The sequence below is a fragment of the Mucilaginibacter dorajii genome (genome assembly GCF_024808255.1).
Lineage (GTDB): Bacteria > Bacteroidota > Bacteroidia > Sphingobacteriales > Sphingobacteriaceae > Mucilaginibacter > Mucilaginibacter dorajii.
On the sequence record NZ_JANTYS010000001.1, the window covers coordinates 390,904 to 410,648 of the forward strand.

Below are 19,745 nucleotides of genomic sequence, written 5' to 3' on the forward strand. Positions count from 1 at the left end.
GTCAATTTTTAATACAGTAATCTAATAAATCTTTAGCCAAAGTGATTACATGCGGATCCTTATCGGAATTTGTCTCGATAAATTTAATACCTTGTTTCTTGCTTTTGTCACGCGTACGGATGATGATTTTTTCTTTACCTTGGTACTCCATAATTGAAAACCTAAATTTACAATTGACATCCTTATTTACAGCAAATATTTTCACTTTCCTATCCATCAATTCCTGTACATACGGGCTATTCATATCTTTTAAATAAACAGCGGCTTTACGTCCTTTTGTTTTAAGTGCAGTAGCGATTCTTTGAGATTTCTCATCCTCCATCCATGCCAAATCGCTGCAAAATATGGAAAGTCTTCCTGGCTGCTGGTACCAGGTATAAAAGAAGTCATAAAAATCATCCTTCCCTTCTATGAAATGATGTTGTTCTTCGCGTTCTATCCATCTTAATAAAAATAAAATGCCGACCAGGCTCAATATCAGCAACAAAGCCTTGATGATCCAGGGAAGGTCGATGCCCAGCGAGCCGAGCAGGTTGTGAAAATTTACAACAAAAGCTACGTAAATGCCAATGATCCAGGCTCTGGTATTAAAAATATATTTCATAAACTATTAATGGTTGCTAAAGGGATCGGTTGCGTAGGACGCAGCCGCCTCTTTGCTCAAATCAGGATAAAGGTGTTCAAAATAAGGGATATCTCTTTTCTTTTGGTTCAACAGGTATATTCCGCCAACATTATCCACACCGGTTACTAACTGAATATAATGACGATTAAAAACCTTCCCTATCGATTTGGCAAAATCAAACCTGTAGCTGACTCTATTTGTGATAAAATCATAGATTATCACAGCTGTATTATTAGTGTCCAGATTGTCAACATAAGCCAGCGAGTTTCCATCTTCACTAAATCGGATCAAGTCATCCAGGTTATAAATACTGGCATAATTGGAATTTAGGTTGGTGATCAGTTGAGGAGCGGGCTGTGCAAAAATACGGTTGTGGTCCACATCGACTACCACCAGCTTTCCGGAAGTATTGATATACGCGCACTTACGGCCGTCAGGTGACAGCACATAGTCGTGGCCGTCGGTCGTAAAAAAAGAATTGAGATTACGGCTATAGGTAAATAAGAAATAAGATTGTCCTTGATCAGCTACGGCTATTTGGTAAACAATGCCTTTGTCGTTTCTAAAAGAAAAACGGTCTCCGGCAAGATTCCACCGAACAATACTGGCAAATTTGGGGATGTTGTTGCCAAGGATGAACCGCTGTTTATTCTTCTTTTTCTGTCTTGCCGGGGGAGTTTTACTTTTATAGTGGGCCGTCAGTTTTTTTAGAATGGCGTCACCGTTCACACGGGCATTCACGCTGCGTTTAATAAAGTCATAAACAACCAGGCTGCTATTGTTCACCAATAAGAGCGCTTTGGAGCGGTCTGGTGAAAGCAAGAGGTCATTTACCCCTGATTTGATGAGCCTTGAGCCGGCTATAGCCCTTTCAGAAAAAGGTGCGATGAACAAATCATTGTTCTTTGCTTTACAGATCAAAGAATCACCGTTACTCGACGAAAATACCTGGTCAATGTGGTTAAAGGTCAACACATGTCTTGACCTTTCATGATCACCGATATCCCAGATACTCAGGGAATCTGCCCCGGGAATGCGCACCATCATATAACGCTGGTTGGTTGATATGAGGAACATGTTCCTGATATCGCCGTTCTGGTAATGCAGTCGGTGGTTGGAGAGTGGTAATTTGACTTGTTGCCTGGTCGCCAGGTTATACAAAACTATATTGCCTGACGTAGCGATAAAGGCTATAAAATTGTTGTTTTTCAAAAACTCCATTTTGTAGTCATCGATGTTGGCATCCCGGAACGGCTTTCGTCCTGAAGTAATATTTAGTCTGGACTCTTCGATCATTAGTGGTTTTCCTGCCTGATCATCATATACATGAATCTTACTGTCGCTGGTACTACGGTAAGCGATATAGCGGCGGTTATCGGACACCAGCATATTGATGGCCGATTTTAATTCGTGCCTGTTATTGTCCAATAAGGGCAAGTAATTAAGTCGCTGGTAATTATCGTCTGCCCACCAGATGGCAATAGCATTATCCTTATAATGCACAACGAACCTATTATGATTGAGTTGTTTTATGTTATCCCCGCCGGCAATATCAAAAAACATTTTCGATTGTAAAATCGCCTTGATACTGTCTTTTTTCCCAGCAAAAAATACCTTATTCTGATAGGTGTTCCAAAGATGAAAGGCTAGAAAATGGTTGTTTTGGTTATAGGCTAAGTCCGCCTGGTAGTATAAATTATTGTTTTTGGCGGTACTGGTGGTAAAATACAGATAATAGAAAAATAAGGCCAGCACTCCGCACAGGACTAAAAAAGTAAGGTAGCCTCGTTTCCAGAATTCTGCTTTTTTCTGGGCTTTGACAGCAATTTCACGATTGATGTCTGCGTGGCGATTTGCAAGTTCGGCCTTTTCGCGTTCGCGCTGGGCTTCTTTCCTGAGTGCGGATTCTCGTTCCAACTCCCTTTTTTGTTGAGCTATCTTTTCCGCCTGTTTTCTTGCCTCCTCTACAAGTGCTGCCCGTTGCTTTTGGGCCTCTTTTTCAATAAATTCTCTTTGCTGGCGGAGTTTCCGGGACTTTTCAACAGGTATGATCAGCTTATCATGACTGAGCTCATAAGTAGGTCCCCTTGGCGTCTCTTCGATCCTGATGATCCTGTATTTTAATAAAAGGCTGATCAGTTCATCATCATTTTTAAGCCGGCGCTTAAGTTGATTGGGCAAAAAGCTGGCACGTACGCCGTCACTTACGAGGTGTTCCTCTATCACTTTTTTGGCCAGTTCCCTTGAAGCTACATCCGTTATCTTCTTCATCTGGTCATCATAGAATTTATCAAGAATAGTTGCGATACTTATTTCCTTATAATCTTCTATTTTAAAAGCTACCGGATCAATAATATTTAGTTTTTGTTTTTTTACAATAGCTTTTATCCTGACTTCAATGTAAAAACAAACGATTTGTAAAAATGAACCTTCAATTTGTCCCAGAGGGTTACTCAGTTCGTCCAGCATCTTCGTGACAACTGCTGGCTCGATTGCAATAGGTGGTGTACTAAAAAAAAGGTTTTTGTTATCCAATTCAGCGGGACGCTCAATTGCCAGGCGGGCGTTCCCGCGGTTAAACAGTTTGAGTTCAAGCCTGTTTTGTAGTAGTTTAGGGATATAGCTGACCAGGTCGTTCAGTAAGGCAAGCTTATCGGAGCGGATGGAGAAAATAACGCGGACTTTGGGTTGCTTATACCAGTTCATTATTTCGTCGCTGCGGGCATTGTCATCCAGCTGATTGATCCAGTTCAGGATGCGAATGGGGGGCGCTTCGTGACAGATTTCAGCTAATTGCTGGCAAAAGTCCTCCCGATATGGATCGAAATTGAAAAAAAATTCCTCAAACTGATCAAAAATGAGTGTCAATGTCTGAGGAGAAGGCTGTTCACGTAGTGTTGTTTCGGCATATTTAACGTACTCCCATAATTTGGGGGCAACGCTATCAAATAACAGTTCCGGCTCTTCCCTGATGTCGAGTTTTTCAAAAATGCGATTTCTTACGATCTGTAATAAAGGTGATACCTCCGTATTTAAATTCTCATCGAGTTGGCTTTGGGTAATCCTGATTTTTACCGGCAGGTAAGCGCTCAGTTTATCACCTTTATTAAAGGCGACATTCAATAGTGAACTTTTTCCAACCCCGGAAGAGCCAAAAATAATATTGACCCTATTATTGCCTAACTGGCTGGCCAACTGTTGAAGCTCATTCTCGCGCCCAAAAAACACCTGCGCGTCACCTTCTTCAAATGAACGCAGACCCGGATATCGGTCTTTCGTAAGGACAGGTGGGTTTTCTTCCTTAATCATATCGCTAAGATTTCTTCCAGCATCGCCTCGACATCATTTTTGATGAAGCTCATGTGATAGTGCCGCTCATAATATTCGATTTGTTGCTCTTTTACTTGAGTATTTATATCGTAAAAAGCGAAATTTTGTGGTTGTTTTTGCAAATCGAGCACGTCAAATAGTATTTTGAAATGCCAGTCGTTGAAATTAAAGCCGATGAAAATGCAATAACTTGACCGCACTAAATCTTTGATCTGAAAAGGGATCGAGGTCTCAGGATCGTAAACGTTGCGTGTAAATTCTACCGCTTTTTTTTCAGTAAACAAGATTGAAGGTGGATTTTGGAACGATCCAAAAATATTGTACACTAACGTCTTTTGTTCGTTTAGACCAGGAAACGGTGTGGGGGCAATATTGGTAATATCATAAGTTGCCAGTTCGCACTGATCCGGATATTCATCCGATAATACAGTGTCTGGATTGGTATTGATGATCAGTGGCAACTTGAACCCAGGTAAGTGTCTATAGTAATCACGGATCATGCCGGGACTTTTATAAATCGTATGGGCCAGTTGCTCCGTATCACCGGCGACAAATTTTCTTTTGGTCTCAAAGCGGTGGATCATGTAACTCAGGTCGTCCTTGTGGATTTCTTCATAATCAATATCCAAATCCTTTAATTTTTGCATCAATTTTAAATTGAAGTATCGGTTGAACGAATAGATTTCTCTTTGGACACGCCAGTTCAAAAATTCCGGGCCGAGAAACAAGACGCAGTCAGCCCTTTCTCGCAGGATAGATTTCAACAAAGGGAACATTTTGTCAATAGAGGCTCGTTCGATTTCTTCTCTTAGTTTGACCAGGTCTTCAACACCATCGTTAACTTCGATGAATACATTCAGGAACTGTTCCACGAGCTCGTGTGCGTACAAATATTCTACCGTGTTCAACCAGGCTTCGTCCTGGGACACATTGTCCAGGGTGATTGGTCCATAAGGAATACCGGCATCAGTTAACATGGTTCTAATATTGCCAATATTCAATATTAAAGGCTTTCCTAAATTATAAAGTCTGGTCTTGTGTTTTCGCGCAATACTCATCAGCTGATTCCTTCGATAATGCGGTTTATAGAAATACCTTCATTGCGCAGCATTTTCCGTTTCAGGCCGGGTTCCAGTAACATGCCTCCCGTATGGTGCAGAGCCACAACTTCCCAATTGGAATTAAAAACAGGAGATCCGGACGAACCTGGTTCAGTGTCCGTCAGATACTGGACAATATCATCATTAGCGAAAGTTACAACATTGTGGTAAAGGCCTATTTGCTTAAATCGACCACCGGGATGTTGTATGATATTGACGAAATCCCCTGACTTTACCTGGGTTCGTTTTAAGGACAAACTGCCAAACTTCGCATTGGCGTCTCCCGCAATTTTAACGGCAGTAAAGTCATCGGGCCCGCTTGTTTTAAAATAGGCACTGGGGTCCAACCGGAATGGGGTCGGCAGTACGGGAAGACCGCTGACCGACTCCTCATAATTAAATTCTATCGTTGCTTTTGCAGCAACGGCCGGATCAGATAGCACATGATTATTGGTGATAAAAAGATTATGTTCTGTTAAAAATCCCGAGCCGACCTCGATGAAGCCCTCACCCGGTATAGTTACTCTTGCAACGGATTTAGCGGCGGTCAGGCCGAGTGCAAGGAAGCGTATGGGCAATAGCGTGCTGGCCATCCCGGTTATCTTTTCCTGAGTTCGGACATCGACATCATCATTCCACGCTATTTTTTTGATATCCGGTCCCAAATTATAGTCCTGAAGTACCTCCTCCTTGTATGCCATTAAATAAGGATTATCCGGATGTTGAACCAGGATCGCGTCTACCAGCTGGTCTGTTTTTTGATTATTCATCACATACCGCAGGATATTGGTCCACATCGTTAGCGGCCCCCCCTCGAAGTTGATCATCCCATACTTTATACCGGCATCCTGGAGGAACATCAAGGCGGTATTTGGAAATGGTATCAGCAGCGCCAGGGCGTCCCGGAGTTGCATTATTTTTTTATCCCATTGCATATTTGGTCGTTTGATGGTGTCTAAAATCATACGAAATCAAAAAGGATTAGATTAATTTGTTATGTGAAGTCGGCTCTTATTTTCAAAGTAAAAAAGGGGCAAAAGTTGTGCTACTGCAGGCGTTCGGCCGACGGGTCTTCGGAGCGCAGCCAGATTCAGGGGGTGACGGTGATATTTCAAGACATTACGGTTTAGTTGGAACAATATAATCATATTATTTTAACCATAATTAAATTTTAGAAAATTAAATGATAAATGGAATTGGAAAGATGAGATAAGCTAAATTCCTTCCTATATTAACGACCAGGCATAAAAATTGAGCTTGTTTTTATTAATAATATGCAGATATTAACAAGTAATTATTGTGTTTAAACAGGATGCTTTACTGTGTAAACGACTGCAAATATTTGAGGTAATCCATTATATGGATATTCCAGGAGGTTTGGCCTGTTTATTTCATGCCCTTTAAAGTAATGAAGCTTGTGAGTAATTAAGAAATGAAAGTAATCTGCGAATTAATATGAGCAGATTATTTCAGAACCAGGCAGTCAGTGACCCAGAAATGGCCGGTTTAAAAGTCCCGTAAAAAGATTTTTGCTTTGAATTTAGATTGTGATTTTAAAACGCTAATTTGATGCATTCATAACTTAACTTTGTGATACTTATGGTAGAGGAAGCAAATCTGATGTGCTCATTTTCGAGGCTGGGAGCAGATAAGTTATTTATCCAGCAGGCCGCCTGTTTAGGGTTATATAACCTTAATGATATTATGAACGTGAAACTTTCAAAGCTAAAAAAGCACAAGGATTTTACGTTCACATGGTACGCTTCCATGTTGAACTTGCTAAAGGAGCAGGGTTTGCTCAGACGGTTCCAGGAGAATCAGTTATAATTCGATAGATTGTAATTGGTGTTTAACCAGTTCAGCATCCCTATTACGTGACCTTTCATTTTTTTGGCCGTTGAAAATTCTACATCGGTAGATTTCTTCTGTAAGCTTTCTGCAGAGATATATGGTGTATTGGCGGTATAGAAGTAAGTTGCGAAGAAGGAGAATATTTCGCCAATATTCTCTTTGGCCAGGATGCCCTTTTCGATCTGCATCCGTATAAATAAACCAAATTGAGGCACGGGTAAATTGATCAGGAAACGATTTCCAGCTTTGGCTTTTTCCATATCCCGAGTCGCCTCACGGCGCAACTTTACCAGTTGGGTTACAAAATTATACTTTTCATTTAAAAAGTCGTTGAGATCATGGTACAATACCCCATGTCTGGAAGTTGCGTCTTTTTTACTTTTCAAAAGCATATCGAATAACTTGTGCTTTTCCTTTAGTAGCATTTCCCTTTGTTCGTGCAGGCCAGGGATATCTGCGAGGTAGTTTTCCCATCGGTTCACACAGTAAAGGAAAAACTCCGGTTGGTTAAAATCGTTGATGATCATGAGGTTCAGAAGGGTTTCCGTTTCGATCCCTGTCGCATTCATCACCAGGTTGGTGAAATCAATAACATATTGTTCCACAGCTCTGGTTAGATTCTTTTTGTTAATGAGTTGGGTAATGCCGTTCAGCAGCAAATCGCTAAGTTCATGATCGACTGTGCCGCGCTGAATAATATAGTTGCTCAATGCTGCCTGTTTCTGTTTCAACTCCATTTTTACCTGCGCAAGGCCAAAATGTGTGATCCTGGCTTTCTTAGATTCTGCCGGGAAATAACGCTTTAAAGTCGATAGTAGTTCCTCAAAAAGACTGCAAGTAAACAAATAATGCACCCTGATCTGCTGTGCCTGCGGATGACAGTTCCAAACAGGAGAATTTTTAACAATATATTTCTCAACGGTATTGCTCAATGTAATTACCTGCGAAATCAGGCCGGTAATTACATTGCTTCTTTTGTCTTGGTGCGTAAACGAATAGTTTTGGACCAGGAGCCTGATCGTGGCTTCCTCCGCGAGCAGGAATGACTTCCACTTGGCAAATTCCTCCGCTGATATTTTTTGACCAACTAATTTCAGCGGGTTAATCGAATCCCTCACGAAAAGCGGAAGTTGTATTGATATAAAATTCATAGACGCCTCCAGATTTCTTCCTGTTATTTATGATATATTGATTGTTCATATATGTTTTTTGGATATATGTAACTGTTTGTCCACTTCCTCAAACGAATTGAGCACTTTATCGAGGTGTTCCCGCGTGTGGGTTGCCATGACGTTCATCCTGATCCGTGCGTTTTTCCTGGATACCGCCGGATACATAATTGGATTCGTATAAACCCCGAATTTTAACAGCAGCCTTCCCGCTTCAAGTGTTTTGAAGATATCACCGACCTTTACCGGGATGACTGCTGATGCCGATGTCCCAATGTCAAATCCTAGTGCAATCAGCCCATTTTTGAGGTAATTGATATTATTCCATAGTTCTGCTCTCCGTTCAGGTTCTTCATCGATAAGGTCGATAGCTTTTAGAATACCCATGATGGCCGGTGTGGCTGTAGTGGAAAAAAGGTGCTGCTTTGATTGATATTTTAAATAGGTGATGATTTCGGGTCTGGCGATGACATAGCCACCAATATTGCCGAGTGCCTTGCTGAACGTTCCTGTAATGATATCCACATGGTCAAATGCGTCATATAATTCTATAACACCTCTGCCGGTTTTGCCAACTACGCCAATTCCGTGTGCATCATCCACCACCAGATAAGCCCCGTATTGATGGGTTAAATCAGCGATTTTGTCCAGATAAGCCATGTCGCCGTCCTGGCTGTACACCCCGTCAATAATTACCATCCGGGTGCGATATTTATCCTGTGCATTTCTCAAGACCGTTTCCAGCATTTCCAGGTTATTATGGAGAAAGGTTTTAATATTGGTGGTCAGGCAGCCTTCATAAACGCTGGCATGTACAGCCATATCCAATATGGCCAGATCTTCCTTATGCAGCAGGCACTGGAGTGTGGCACTATTTGCGGTGTAGCCGGTCGTATATAAGATCGCATCTTTCTTTTTATAGAATTGTGCGATTTTTTTTTCCAATTCCCTGTGATACACAAAATGTCCGCCGATCGCAGGAGATGCCCCCGACCCGGTGCCAAATTGCTGAATGCCACGGATCACCGCTTCTTTGATCTTAGGGTGCTGGCTAAAGCCGAGGTAATCATTGGATACCAGGCAGACTGACCAGGTGGGGCGATCATAGGCGGGCAGCATAAGGTTCATTTCCGGCCCGACCGGACTTAGCGATTCAATGCGGTAATTAAGGTGGCCATTGGCCTTCAGGAAGTTTAGATATTCATCAAATTGTGATGCAGTTGTAAAGGCATCCTGCCCTGCAATATTTTCAAAATCTTTGAAACTTGCTTTTTCGAAATGTATCGGCATAGTATAAGATTAAAGTTCAATCCCTAAAATACCGCACAAAAACATTCAAAAACGTGAGTTGTGAATTTTGAGTTAATTTTTTATTAATTAAAACGCAAATAATAGAGCAACTCACGTTTTCGCATTAAAATGTAGGCTTATTTTGCAGATTAAACTTGGTGGAGTGGGAATCTGCACCAATAATTGAATTGTACATAGACCTATCACATTGTGGTATCAACTGGACACACCTAAACCTTATAATGGACCGGGTTATCAGTGTAAGTGTATTTCAGCTCGACGATTTGTGAGGGTGGAAATATTAGTATTATGGATAATTCGAATTCAGACGGACTGCTTAAACTTTGAATAGAAAATTCGCTAATATTCATCGGAATCTCCAGTGAAGAATTGTATTGATTTTTTTAGGGTATTGTCCATTTCATCCGTTTCGATCCAAGTGACTCCTGTGTCAATTTCGAACCGGAAATGATAATCTTCAGAAACTCTTTCCGAAACTGACCATTTGGATTGCTGTCTGAAAATACGGAGCCTTATGGCTTTAAACAGGTAGTTTTTAACAGAAGTGGTATCATTGATCCGGATACGCCTTTTCCACAGTTCCATAAAACATCCTGCAAAAAATCTTTAATTAAGTCTTTATCCGGGACGATTCGGTAACCATAGTCAAACAGCACCCCTGAATACGCATCCACCAGTTTTGTATATGCCAAAGAATCGCCTTCTCTGAAAAGCTTCCAAAGTTCCGAATCATTTGCTGCATTCTTCATACGTCCGGAGGACGTTTTAAATTGGTTTTATTAAGACAGAATAAGGACAATCAGCGAATTAATAATCTTTAAATAAATAGTTAACTAATGCCTCTATTCAACGATAAAGATGATTTGCAAGGCCGACCTTGGCTTAGCCTATTAATCGACGTCGTGCGTGGATCCTTTATCCCTTATAAATCGTTAATATTTCTAGTTTTTTTACTACTTAAAGTAATCATCTAGCTACGATGGCTTTCATTGCTTTTATCCGTTTTCGTAAACAACCAATATGATAGCTTTATTCCCTAAAGCTTAAAATTTACATAATCTTAATTTTTGAAGCATATTTTTTCAGGGATTCATGATCTGGTTCCAAATCAGTTACCATATATTTAATATCACTTAAACCGCACACTTTCATTTTCTGAAATGAATCAAGTTTCTCGGCAATACTTAAAATAACTGTTTCAGTTGCCGATTTTATCATCGCTTTTTTAACCTGGACCACCTCCCAGTCAGAATCAGTAATGCCATTTTTAACGGAAACACTGTTAGTGCCTAAAAAACATAGGTCAACATGAATTTCCGCAAGTTGATGAATAACCTGTGACCCAACTAGGATTTGTGAATTAGAGGAAAGCTTGCCTGCAACCATGTGTACTTCAAGATTGGGATTTTCGGCGAGTTCCAGTGCCACTAAGGGGCTTATCGTAAAGAAAGTGCAATGTAACTTCTCCGGGATTAACCTGGCTAACTCAATCATGGTAGTACCACCACCAACCAATATGATCATACCATCTTCTATTAATTCGATAGCCTTTCTTGCTATTTCTTTTTTTTCATCCTTTTTATAAATACCTTTTTCTGAAAAAGGGTAGTGGAATGATTTGGAGATAGCCCCACCATGTACTTTTATAATTTGACCACTTTCTGCAAGCTCCGCCAGGTCCCTTCTAACCGTATCTTCAGAAACACTCAGTTGCGTACTTAAATCAGCTGATAATACTTTGTTATGAATATTGACTTGATTGATAATGTGGTTCAGGCGTTCTTCTTTAAGCATAAACGATTTATATTTTAAAAATTGCTGGTACAAATTAACTTATTATTGCATTCTAAAACTCAAACAAATTTTATGTAACGCTATAACATTTATTGTTGAAAATACGTAATCAGAGATTCCGTCTCGATGGGCCGCTTGGGAATAATTTGACAACTTTCTATACAAGTTTTGGCTCATTAATCTTAACATTACTTTTCATCAATATAAAGGTAATTTTAATTAAAAGATACAAACTAACTATAGTTTGCCTTCAACTGTCGAACGTGGATTCGTTACTTTTCTCCGAATTTAAATCTTTCATTTATTAAACATTTTCTTTACACGATATAAACCATCCGTTGCGTGCAAAAATTTATCCCTTAGTTCAGAATTATATTTGGACCGGTTTCAAAATTACTCACTCCCACATACGCTTCTTTGGCTCCACAAATTTTGAGCACTGCTGTCGTACGTCCACTGATGGAAAATATCCTTTTTCCGGCGGTCGTATATATGTCAGCATAACAGAAGGAATAGAAAATGACGTTATTCATATAGCCAGACCGCATCTAAATCATCAAAAGAGATATCCGGCATCAAACCGATAATTAACCGGGATGATTGTATAAGGAATAATAAAAAGCACTCTCTATCTCATACTAAAAAACATTCTAAATATAGAAACAAAAAATAAAAAACGCACAAAAACGCAATGTATTATTACTAATATTGTACAATGGCGCAAATTAAGAACTAAGAAAGTTTTACCTTTTTTAACAACGGGCTTTAAAATACAACCTTAAATAATCATAAAGTCCTATTAAGCAGTAACTTAAATTTAAAACGCCTCGAAAATCAGCAAACTAACGTCCAAGCATTAATTTAATCCGTCTTTTAAATCCGGCAAATAAACGCATAAAAGCGCAAGTAGAAATTCACATGAACACATCCAACTCCACGTTACCCTTTTTCATTTTTGCAACTCTTTGGATCTTGACGACTCAGAATGTATCAGGCCAAAGAAGAACTTTTATTTCGCAAATTGACAAACCTAATGCCTGGGTCGATTCGCTTATGACCAAAATGACGATAAAAGAAAAAATAGGACAAGTTTTTATGATCCGTGTCTATACCGACAGGGATTCTGTATATCAGGATTCTGTCACTAAAATCATCACTGATGAAAACATAGGGGGGATCGTTTATTTTCATGGTAGTCCGACCAAACAGGCACTGCTTACCAATCAGTTGCAGCGTGCATCCAAAACCCCGTTGCTTGTTGCCATGGATGGGGAATGGGGTTTAGGAATGCGGCTGGATTCCGTTAATCCCTATCCTTTTCAGCTGACATTAGGGGCTATTCAGGATAACCGGCTTATTTATGCAATGGGAAAAGCTGTTGCCGTTGATTTCCTTAGAACAGGCATGCAAATGAATTTTGCGCCAGATATAGACATTAATAATAATCCTAACAACCCAGTGATCAATTACCGATCTTTTGGCGATAACAGGCGAAATGTAACTTTAAAAGGTATCGCCTATATGAAGGGCATGCAGGATGCAGGACTACTGACAACAATAAAACATTTTCCGGGGCATGGAGACACCGATGTGGATTCACATCTGAATCTGCCCAGCTTGAATTTCGATAAGGCAAGGCTAGATTCACTGGAGGAATTTCCTTTTAAGAAAGCTATAAAAGCGGGCGCAGGCGGCGTTTTAATTGCCCATCTGAATGTTCCGGCGCTGGACACTACAACAAATTTGCCTTCTACATTGTCCAGGCCAATTATCACCTCCCTCTTGAAGGAGCAATTAGGGTTTAAAGGACTAATCGTATCTGACGCGATGAATATGAAAGGGGTTGTTAAGTTTTTCCCAGACGGCGAAGCCGACTTGAAAGCTTTTATAGCTGGTAATGATATCCTGGAATTATCGGAAAATTCCAATCGTGCGGCTAATATGATTTTAGCAGCGATTCAACAGGGTAAGATCCCGCAAACAGAACTGGATTCGAAAGTGCGAAAAATACTCATGGCTAAATACTTTACTGGTCTTGATCATTTGACAGCGGTTCAAATAGCAAACTTAACAGCTGACTTAAACAATTCTTACAACCAAAGATTGAAGCAGATACTCAGTGATAAAAGTTTAACTGTACTTAAGGGTAAAGCGGTGCTCAAATCTTTAAATCCGGACTTAAAAACATTGATTATCCATATAGGCACTAAAGCTGCAACCGTTTTTGACCACGACTTAAGGGCCTGTTTTCATAACTGTAGCAGTATTTACCTTGACAATACCTCCACAGAAACGGAAATTGATATGCTACTAAAGAACCTGCGTAATTTTCGACAGGTTATTGCAGGCATTTATGATCCTCGCGCCCGTCCCAAAAGCACGCTGGAACTAAATCTGTCGCTTTATAATTTAATTTCGAAACTGGCATATGGTAACAAAACTATCATCAATGTTTTTGCTAATCCTTACACCCTGGCGACATTTAAAGATATAGAAAAAAGCAAGGCATTACTGGCCTGCTACCAGATGAGCAATGAAACCCAGCATGCCGCAGCTCGGGTTTTGGAAGGAAAACTTAAAGCTTCTGGTAGATTACCGATAAAAATCAATAGCTACTTTCCTTACGGCTCGGGCCAATAGGGGATATTCCGAAAAGTTTGATCATACCATTCCGTGCTATAAAGTCCGTTCAGTTGGGTTTAACACCCTGATTTTACTTTGTAAAAGCTGTATCGGGACAGATGTCTGGCTTTGATTTAAAGAAATTATGCGTTTTTTCTTGTATTTATATTTTATAACCGCATAAAAACGCATATTTGATTAAAATTTTAGTAATTTGGCCTAATTCATTAATCAAACATATTATGCCTCCACTTGTACTCTTATCGTTCATCATTGGTTATTTCGCCTTGCTTATAGGCATCTCCTACCTTACCTCCAAAGGAACTTCCGATAATTCTACTTTTTTTATTGCTAATAGAAATTCAACATGGTATTTAGTGGCTTTTGGAATGATTGGAACAGCACTCAGCGGGGTAACTTTTATTTCTGTTCCTGGTAAAGTGGGAGCTCCTACTGGTGATGCCTTTTCCTATTTTCAATTTGTGCTCGGTAACGCCGCTGGTTTTGTAATTATCGCTACGGTCCTGCTCCCCCTCTATTACCGTTTAAAATTAACTTCAATTTACAGCTATATCGAAGAAGCTTTAGGGGTATGGAGCTATAAAACGGCTGCCGCTATTTTTTTAATTAGCCGCACCATTGGCTCAGCTTTCAGGTTGTATTTAGTGGTCATCGTTTTGCAAAAGTTCATTTTTGACTTTTATCATATACCGTTTGGCATTACTGTATTTATATGCCTATTACTGATATGGGCCTATACCCATAAAGGCGGATTAAAAACCATTATTATAACGGATAGCTTACAAACCTTGTTCCTGGTATCATCAGTATTTTTGTCTATATTTTTCATCTGCCGCAGCCTGCATTTCGATATTTTTCAAGCTGCAGATGCTATAAAACAAAGCAGTTATTCTCAAATCTTTTTCTTTAATAACTTTATAGGCAACCGGTTTCATTTTGGCAAACAGTTTCTTGGTGGCTTATTTATTACTATAGCCATGGTAGGGCTGGATCAGGACCTGATGCAGAAAAATCTCAGCTGCAAAAACATTAGGGAAGCTCAAAAAAACATGTTTAGTTTCATATCGGTATTTGTGGTCATCAATATCTTTTTTTTAAGCGTTGGTGCACTCTTATATATATATGCCTCCCGTAATGGTATAGTTGTAGCCAAAACTGACTATTTATACCCAACCATTGCTTTAAATTATTTAGGGCTTGTGCCTGCAGTAGTATTTATGCTAGGCTTAACAGCAGCAACGTTTGCCACAACAGATTCGGCATTAACCGCTTTAACCACTTCATTTTGTGTTGATTTTCTAAATTTTAATAAAAGCGAAAACGTTAACAGCAGAAAAATGGTGAGGGCGAGGCAGTACGTACATATTTTCTTTTCCGGGTTAATCTTTTTGACAATAATTATTTTTAACACTATTAATAATGATGCTGTGGTAAACGCCATTTTTAAAGTAGCATCTTATACTTACGGCCCCTTACTAGGCTTATATTCCTTTGGGCTTTTTGTTAAACGCAGAAAAGTAAACGACAAATTAGTGCCAGTCATTTGTGTAATTTCACCTGTCATATGTTACTTTTTAAGTATAAATTCTGTGCGCCTGCTCAATGATTATGTATTCGATAATGAGCTCATTTTGGTTAACGGATTAATAACTTTCTTTTTATTACTAGTTAACAGTCGTTTTAAAGAAAAGCTCCTTACTAAATCAAACAACGCAACTGCGCCTGCATTACAATAATAAATACCACACGGTAATTAAAAAATAAAAATGAACCCGATCAAATTTGATTTTCAGGAGCTTACTAAGTATTTTTCAGGAGAACTATTTTATGATGAATCTATTACCCATCGGGCTGTAATCTCGGTATATGCAACAGATGCATCTGTTTACCAGGAACAGCCTGTTGCAGTGGCCATGCCCCGGGATATGGAAGATATTAAGCACCTTATTATATTTGCCAATAAACACAAACTAACCCTCATTCCACGTGCAGCCGGCACATCATTAGCAGGGCAAGTAGTAGGGCATGGCCTGGTGATTGATATCTCTAAACATATGACTGCTGTATTAGAGGTGAATGAAGAGGAAAAATGGGTGAGGGTACAACCAGGGGTGATCCGCGATGACCTGAACGCTTTTTTGAAGCCGTATGGCCTAATGTTTGGCCCTGAAACGTCCACATCCAGCCGGGCTATGATTGGTGGCATGATCGGCAATAACTCTTGTGGCCTGCATTCGATGATATGGGGAGCCACCCGCGATAATTTACTGGAAGTTACCGCCCTGCTTGCTGACGCCAGCGAAGTAGTTTTTTCAGAAATAAGCCTTGAGCAACTATATAGTAAAAGAAACGAAGCGAACTTAGAAGGCAGAATATATAATAAAATACTGAGGCTGGTTGAGCAACCCGAAAATCAATCTGCCATTATTAATGGCTTTCCCCGGCCCGAAGTAGCCCGACGAAACAGCGGCTATGCATTGGATAGCCTGGTAAATATGCTGGTGCAGCAGAAGCCATTTAACCTTAGTACATTAATAGCCGGTTCAGAAGGAACCTTATGTTTTATAACGGAAGCTAAACTAAAGCTGTTGCCCTTGCCTCCAAAGGTGGCGGGCATGGTAGCCGTTCATTGCTCTTCCCTGCATGAGGCATTGCTTGCCAACCTGATCGCGGTAAAATCGGGCTGTGCAGCCTCTGAACTGGTTGATCATGTAATTTTAGAACAAGCCATTAAAAATCCGGGGCAGTTGGTTAACCGGTTCTTTTTAGAGGGCAAGCCCAATGCTATACTAATGGTAGAGTTTTTTGATGATAGCCATAATAGGGTAGTGGAAAAATGTAAGGTACTTATCCAAAATTTAGAAGAAGCAACACTGGGATATGCCTACCCTGTACTCACCGGTGAAGAAACCAAAAAAGCCTGGGAGCTCCGGAAAGCAGGCCTTGGCCTGCTCCGCAATTTAAAAGGGGATGTACAGCCCGTAAATTTAATTGAAGATTGTGCCGTGTCTGTTGAAGATTTACCGGCTTATATACATGACCTGGACCTCTTATTGAAAAAGCATAACACCCCTTATTCGGCCTACGCACATGCCGGTGCTGGTGAATTGCATGTGGAACCTATGATTAGCCTGAAAACGGAAGATGGCAGGCAGTTATTTAAACAGATATTGGCTGAAACCGCCATCCTGGTAAAGAAATACCGGGGCTCTCTTTCGGGCGAACACGGCGACGGGCGTTTACGCGGCGAGTACATCAGTTATGTAATGGGAACCCGGGTCTACGATCTGTTTAAAGAGGTAAAATACATATTTGATCCGGCGGGTATATTCAACCAGGGCAAAATTACCAATACCCCTTCTATGCTGGCCAACTTACGCTATGAAGGAGAATCTGTAAAAAAAGTAAATGAAACACTATTTGATTTTAGTCAGGATGATGGCATGCTGCGGCTTACTGAAAAATGCAGCGGCTCGGGCGATTGTCGTAAAACGGAAATAACGGGCGGTACCATGTGCCCCAGTTATATGGCTACCCGTAACGAAAAGGACACTACCCGTGCCCGTGCCAATATGTTGAGGCAATACCTGAACGAAGAACCGGCAATACTGGGTAATGGCAAAACCGCAGATATGGTCAAAGATGTACTGGATCTGTGCCTGGCCTGCAAAGGGTGTAAAATTGAATGCCCGTCGTCGGTAGATATGACCAAACTTCGGGCCGAATTCTTGTATCATTACCAGCAGCAGCATGGTATACCTTTCCGCTCCAGGCTGGTCGGTCATTTTAGCAACAGTATGAAACTGGCCTCAAAAGTGTCTATGCTTTATAATGCGGCTATTCATAATAAGCAATTTCGCAAAATAATCAACAATCTTTCGGGTTTTCACCCTGCACGATCATTGCCTGCTGTGTCCGCCCAAACCTTAAAAGCCTGGTACAAATCAAGATCGAAGCTCAGCAGTAACAACACAAAAGGGCCTGTTTATTTTTTTTGCGATGAGTTTACCAATTATAATGATGTGGAAGTTGGCAAAAAAGCCATTCTGTTATTAGAAAAGCTAGGCTACCAGGTAATCATACCAGTACATGTTGATAGTGGCAGGTCCTTCCTTTCTAAAGGTATGCTCCAGCAGGCTAAGCAATGCGCAGAGCAAAATATTGATAAGCTCCACGGGAAGATAAGCGCCCAAACACCCCTTATTGGTATTGAGCCATCTGCCATTCTTTCCTTTCGGGATGAGTATCCATCCCTGGTAAGCACTGATTTGAAAGAAAAGGCCTTTGAGGTAGGAAAATACGCTTATCTTTTTGAAGAATGGCTTTACCGTGAAGTAGAGGCAGGCCATATCAATAAAGACGCCTTTTCGGAAATGCCTAAAAAGGTTGTATTACATGGCCATTGCCATCAAAAAGCACTTTCTGATATGAACATGGCCAGCGCTGTTTTGAGCCTGCCCCGTAATTATAAGGTTGAGATGATACCTTCGGGCTGTTGCGGTATGGCCGGCTCATTTGGCTACGAAAAAGAGCACTATGATGTTTCCATGAAAATTGGTGGACTTGTGCTTTTTCCGGCTGTCAATAAACAACCCGAAACTACCCTCATTGCTGCTGCTGGTACAAGCTGCAGGCATCAGATCAAAGACGGTACCCAAAGAATAGCCTTGCACCCGGCAGAAATATTATATGATGCCCTATTTTGATGATGAACCGATGCAATCCTGGCACATACATCTACCAGGATTGCATTGATCGAACGGATGGGACATGAAAGATTAAGTCTTTTGTACGCCGATACCGGGCAGGGCATTCAGGGTTACTTTACCATTAACAATTTCTGTTCCTTTATAAACGTCATTGCTAATAAGTAAGGCACCATCCAGATCGGCCCAATCGGCCATCGGGGCTAATTGCGCTGCTGCAGAAATAGCGCATGAGGTTTCTGTCATACAACCAATCATCACTTTCATTTTTAAAGCTTTGGCTAACGTAAGCATTTTATGCGCTTCGCGCATCCCGGTAGATTTCATGAGCTTGATGTTGATCCCACTGTACACATGATAGGCTTTTAGCACATCATCCAACCGTTGGACAGCCTCATCTCCCATGGTTGGCAACGGACTATTTTGGGTTAGCCATGCCATATCATCTATTTGTTCTTTAGGCATAGGTTGCTCAAGAAATACAACATTTCGTTCGTGCAGCCAATGGGCCATATCCAAGGCAAAGTTCCTGTCTTTCCAGCCCTGGTTTACATCTACGCAGATTGGTTTATCAGTTACTTCACGAATGGTACTGATCATTAATTTATCAGTATCGCGCCCCAACTTCACTTTCAAAATTTTGTATGGGGCAGCTTCCTTAACTTTTTGTCTTACCACTTCGGGCGTATCTATACCGATGGTGTATGACGTGTTTGGTGTTTCAGATGGATCCAACCCCCATATCTTATACCATGGCTGCTTCATGATTTTGCCTACCAGATCATGCAAGGCAATATCAATAGAAGCTTTAGCCGCGCGGTTATCTGGCGCGATCTGATCTACATAGGCCAAAATATTTTCCAGTTCGAACGGATCGTCAAATCCAGACAGATCCACCTTCGACAAAAACCTTGTCACTGTTTCGTGCGACTCGCCCAGGTATGGCGGCATGGAAGCTTCACCATAACCAATAATACCATTATATTCAATTTGGGTAAGCATAACCGGCGTAGTAGAGCGCGAACTGGTAGATATAGTAAAAACATGCTTTAACTGTAACGTGTACGGCTTAAAAGTTAATTTCAATTTACCTTTACCAGAATACACATCACGACCAGTTGCAAATACCTGCGATGTATGCGAACCTAAGCCCGCAGTAAGTGTGGCTGCAATCGCCGACTCTTTAATAAACTGTCTTCTATTTTTCATGCTTTGT

The 19,745-nt window shown here is 40.7% G+C and carries 12 protein-coding genes; 3 read left to right on the forward strand and 9 right to left on the reverse strand.

All coding sequences use genetic code 11. From position 1 onward, the window contains the following. Position 1: 1 nt before the first annotated feature. From FHS10_RS01310 to FHS10_RS01345, 8 genes are all read right to left on the reverse strand, one after another. Positions 2-604 (reverse strand): hypothetical protein, encoded by a 603-nt coding sequence (locus FHS10_RS01310; RefSeq protein WP_259086897.1) that lies wholly within the window; start codon positions 602-604, stop codon positions 2-4. Between the two features lie 6 nt (positions 605-610). Then, a complete protein-coding gene (locus FHS10_RS01315) occupies positions 611-3,934 on the reverse strand; it encodes an nSTAND1 domain-containing NTPase (protein WP_259086899.1) in 3,324 nt (1,107 codons plus the stop codon). Continuing rightward, positions 3,931-4,932 (reverse strand): SIR2 family protein, encoded by a 1,002-nt coding sequence (locus tag FHS10_RS01320; protein WP_259086900.1) that lies wholly within the window; start codon positions 4,930-4,932, stop codon positions 3,931-3,933. Before FHS10_RS01320 ends, FHS10_RS01315 begins: the two co-directional genes overlap by 4 nt. Before the next feature lie 80 nt (positions 4,933-5,012). After that, positions 5,013-6,020, reverse strand: coding sequence for a trypsin-like peptidase domain-containing protein (locus tag FHS10_RS01325; protein WP_259086902.1), 1,008 nt, complete (start codon positions 6,018-6,020; stop codon positions 5,013-5,015). Positions 6,021-6,872: 852 nt separating this feature from the next. Then, entirely contained in the window at positions 6,873-8,057 is a 1,185-nt protein-coding gene (locus tag FHS10_RS01330) for a hypothetical protein (protein WP_259086905.1), read from the reverse strand. Positions 8,058-8,102: 45 nt separating this feature from the next. Continuing rightward, on the reverse strand, positions 8,103-9,365 hold the full coding sequence (locus tag FHS10_RS01335) for an aminotransferase class I/II-fold pyridoxal phosphate-dependent enzyme (protein WP_259086906.1): 1,263 nt from the start codon (positions 9,363-9,365) through the stop codon (positions 8,103-8,105). 533 nt (positions 9,366-9,898) lie between these two features. Continuing rightward, the gene (locus FHS10_RS01340) at positions 9,899-10,135 is read right to left on the reverse strand and encodes an RNA polymerase sigma factor (protein WP_259086908.1); all 237 of its coding nucleotides are present in this window, start codon (positions 10,133-10,135) and stop codon (positions 9,899-9,901) included. A 301-nt stretch (positions 10,136-10,436) separates the two neighbouring features. Continuing rightward, on the reverse strand, positions 10,437-11,180 hold the full coding sequence (locus tag FHS10_RS01345) for a DeoR/GlpR family DNA-binding transcription regulator (RefSeq protein ID WP_259086909.1): 744 nt from the start codon (positions 11,178-11,180) through the stop codon (positions 10,437-10,439). Between the two features lie 918 nt (positions 11,181-12,098). Between FHS10_RS01345 and FHS10_RS01350 the strand changes: the two genes are divergently transcribed. The 3 genes from FHS10_RS01350 to FHS10_RS01360 all read left to right on the forward strand — a co-directional run bounded on the left by FHS10_RS01350 (position 12,099) and on the right by FHS10_RS01360 (position 18,529). Further along, entirely contained in the window at positions 12,099-13,820 is a 1,722-nt protein-coding gene (locus FHS10_RS01350) for a glycoside hydrolase family 3 protein (protein WP_259086910.1), read from the forward strand. 224 nt (positions 13,821-14,044) lie between these two features. Continuing rightward, entirely contained in the window at positions 14,045-15,559 is a 1,515-nt protein-coding gene (locus FHS10_RS01355) for a sodium:solute symporter (protein WP_259086912.1), read from the forward strand. A 30-nt stretch (positions 15,560-15,589) separates the two neighbouring features. Next, positions 15,590-18,529, forward strand: coding sequence for an FAD-binding and (Fe-S)-binding domain-containing protein (locus FHS10_RS01360; protein WP_259086917.1), 2,940 nt, complete (start codon positions 15,590-15,592; stop codon positions 18,527-18,529). 72 nt (positions 18,530-18,601) lie between these two features. Here the strand turns inward: FHS10_RS01360 and FHS10_RS01365 are convergent, their stop codons facing one another. Beyond that, positions 18,602-19,738 (reverse strand): dipeptide epimerase, encoded by a 1,137-nt coding sequence (locus FHS10_RS01365; protein ID WP_259086919.1) that lies wholly within the window; start codon positions 19,736-19,738, stop codon positions 18,602-18,604. Between the last annotated feature and the right edge of the window lie 7 nt (positions 19,739-19,745).

Coding starts and splice junctions, on each gene's coding strand:
- FHS10_RS01355 (WP_259086912.1), top strand. CDS start 14,045: ATGCCTCCACTTGTACTCTTATCGTTCATCATTGGTTATTTCGCCTTG.
- FHS10_RS01325 (WP_259086902.1), bottom strand. CDS start 6,020: ATGATTTTAGACACCATCAAACGACCAAATATGCAATGGGATAAAAAA.
- FHS10_RS01340 (WP_259086908.1), bottom strand. CDS start 10,135: ATGAAGAATGCAGCAAATGATTCGGAACTTTGGAAGCTTTTCAGAGAA.
- FHS10_RS01335 (WP_259086906.1), bottom strand. CDS start 9,365: ATGCCGATACATTTCGAAAAAGCAAGTTTCAAAGATTTTGAAAATATT.
- FHS10_RS01345 (WP_259086909.1), bottom strand. CDS start 11,180: ATGCTTAAAGAAGAACGCCTGAACCACATTATCAATCAAGTCAATATT.
- FHS10_RS01350 (WP_259086910.1), top strand. CDS start 12,099: ATGAACACATCCAACTCCACGTTACCCTTTTTCATTTTTGCAACTCTT.
- FHS10_RS01330 (WP_259086905.1), bottom strand. CDS start 8,057: ATGAATTTTATATCAATACAACTTCCGCTTTTCGTGAGGGATTCGATT.
- FHS10_RS01320 (WP_259086900.1), bottom strand. CDS start 4,932: ATGTTAACTGATGCCGGTATTCCTTATGGACCAATCACCCTGGACAAT.
- FHS10_RS01360 (WP_259086917.1), top strand. CDS start 15,590: ATGAACCCGATCAAATTTGATTTTCAGGAGCTTACTAAGTATTTTTCA.
- FHS10_RS01310 (WP_259086897.1), bottom strand. CDS start 604: ATGAAATATATTTTTAATACCAGAGCCTGGATCATTGGCATTTACGTA.
- FHS10_RS01365 (WP_259086919.1), bottom strand. CDS start 19,738: ATGAAAAATAGAAGACAGTTTATTAAAGAGTCGGCGATTGCAGCCACA.
- FHS10_RS01315 (WP_259086899.1), bottom strand. CDS start 3,934: ATGATTAAGGAAGAAAACCCACCTGTCCTTACGAAAGACCGATATCCG.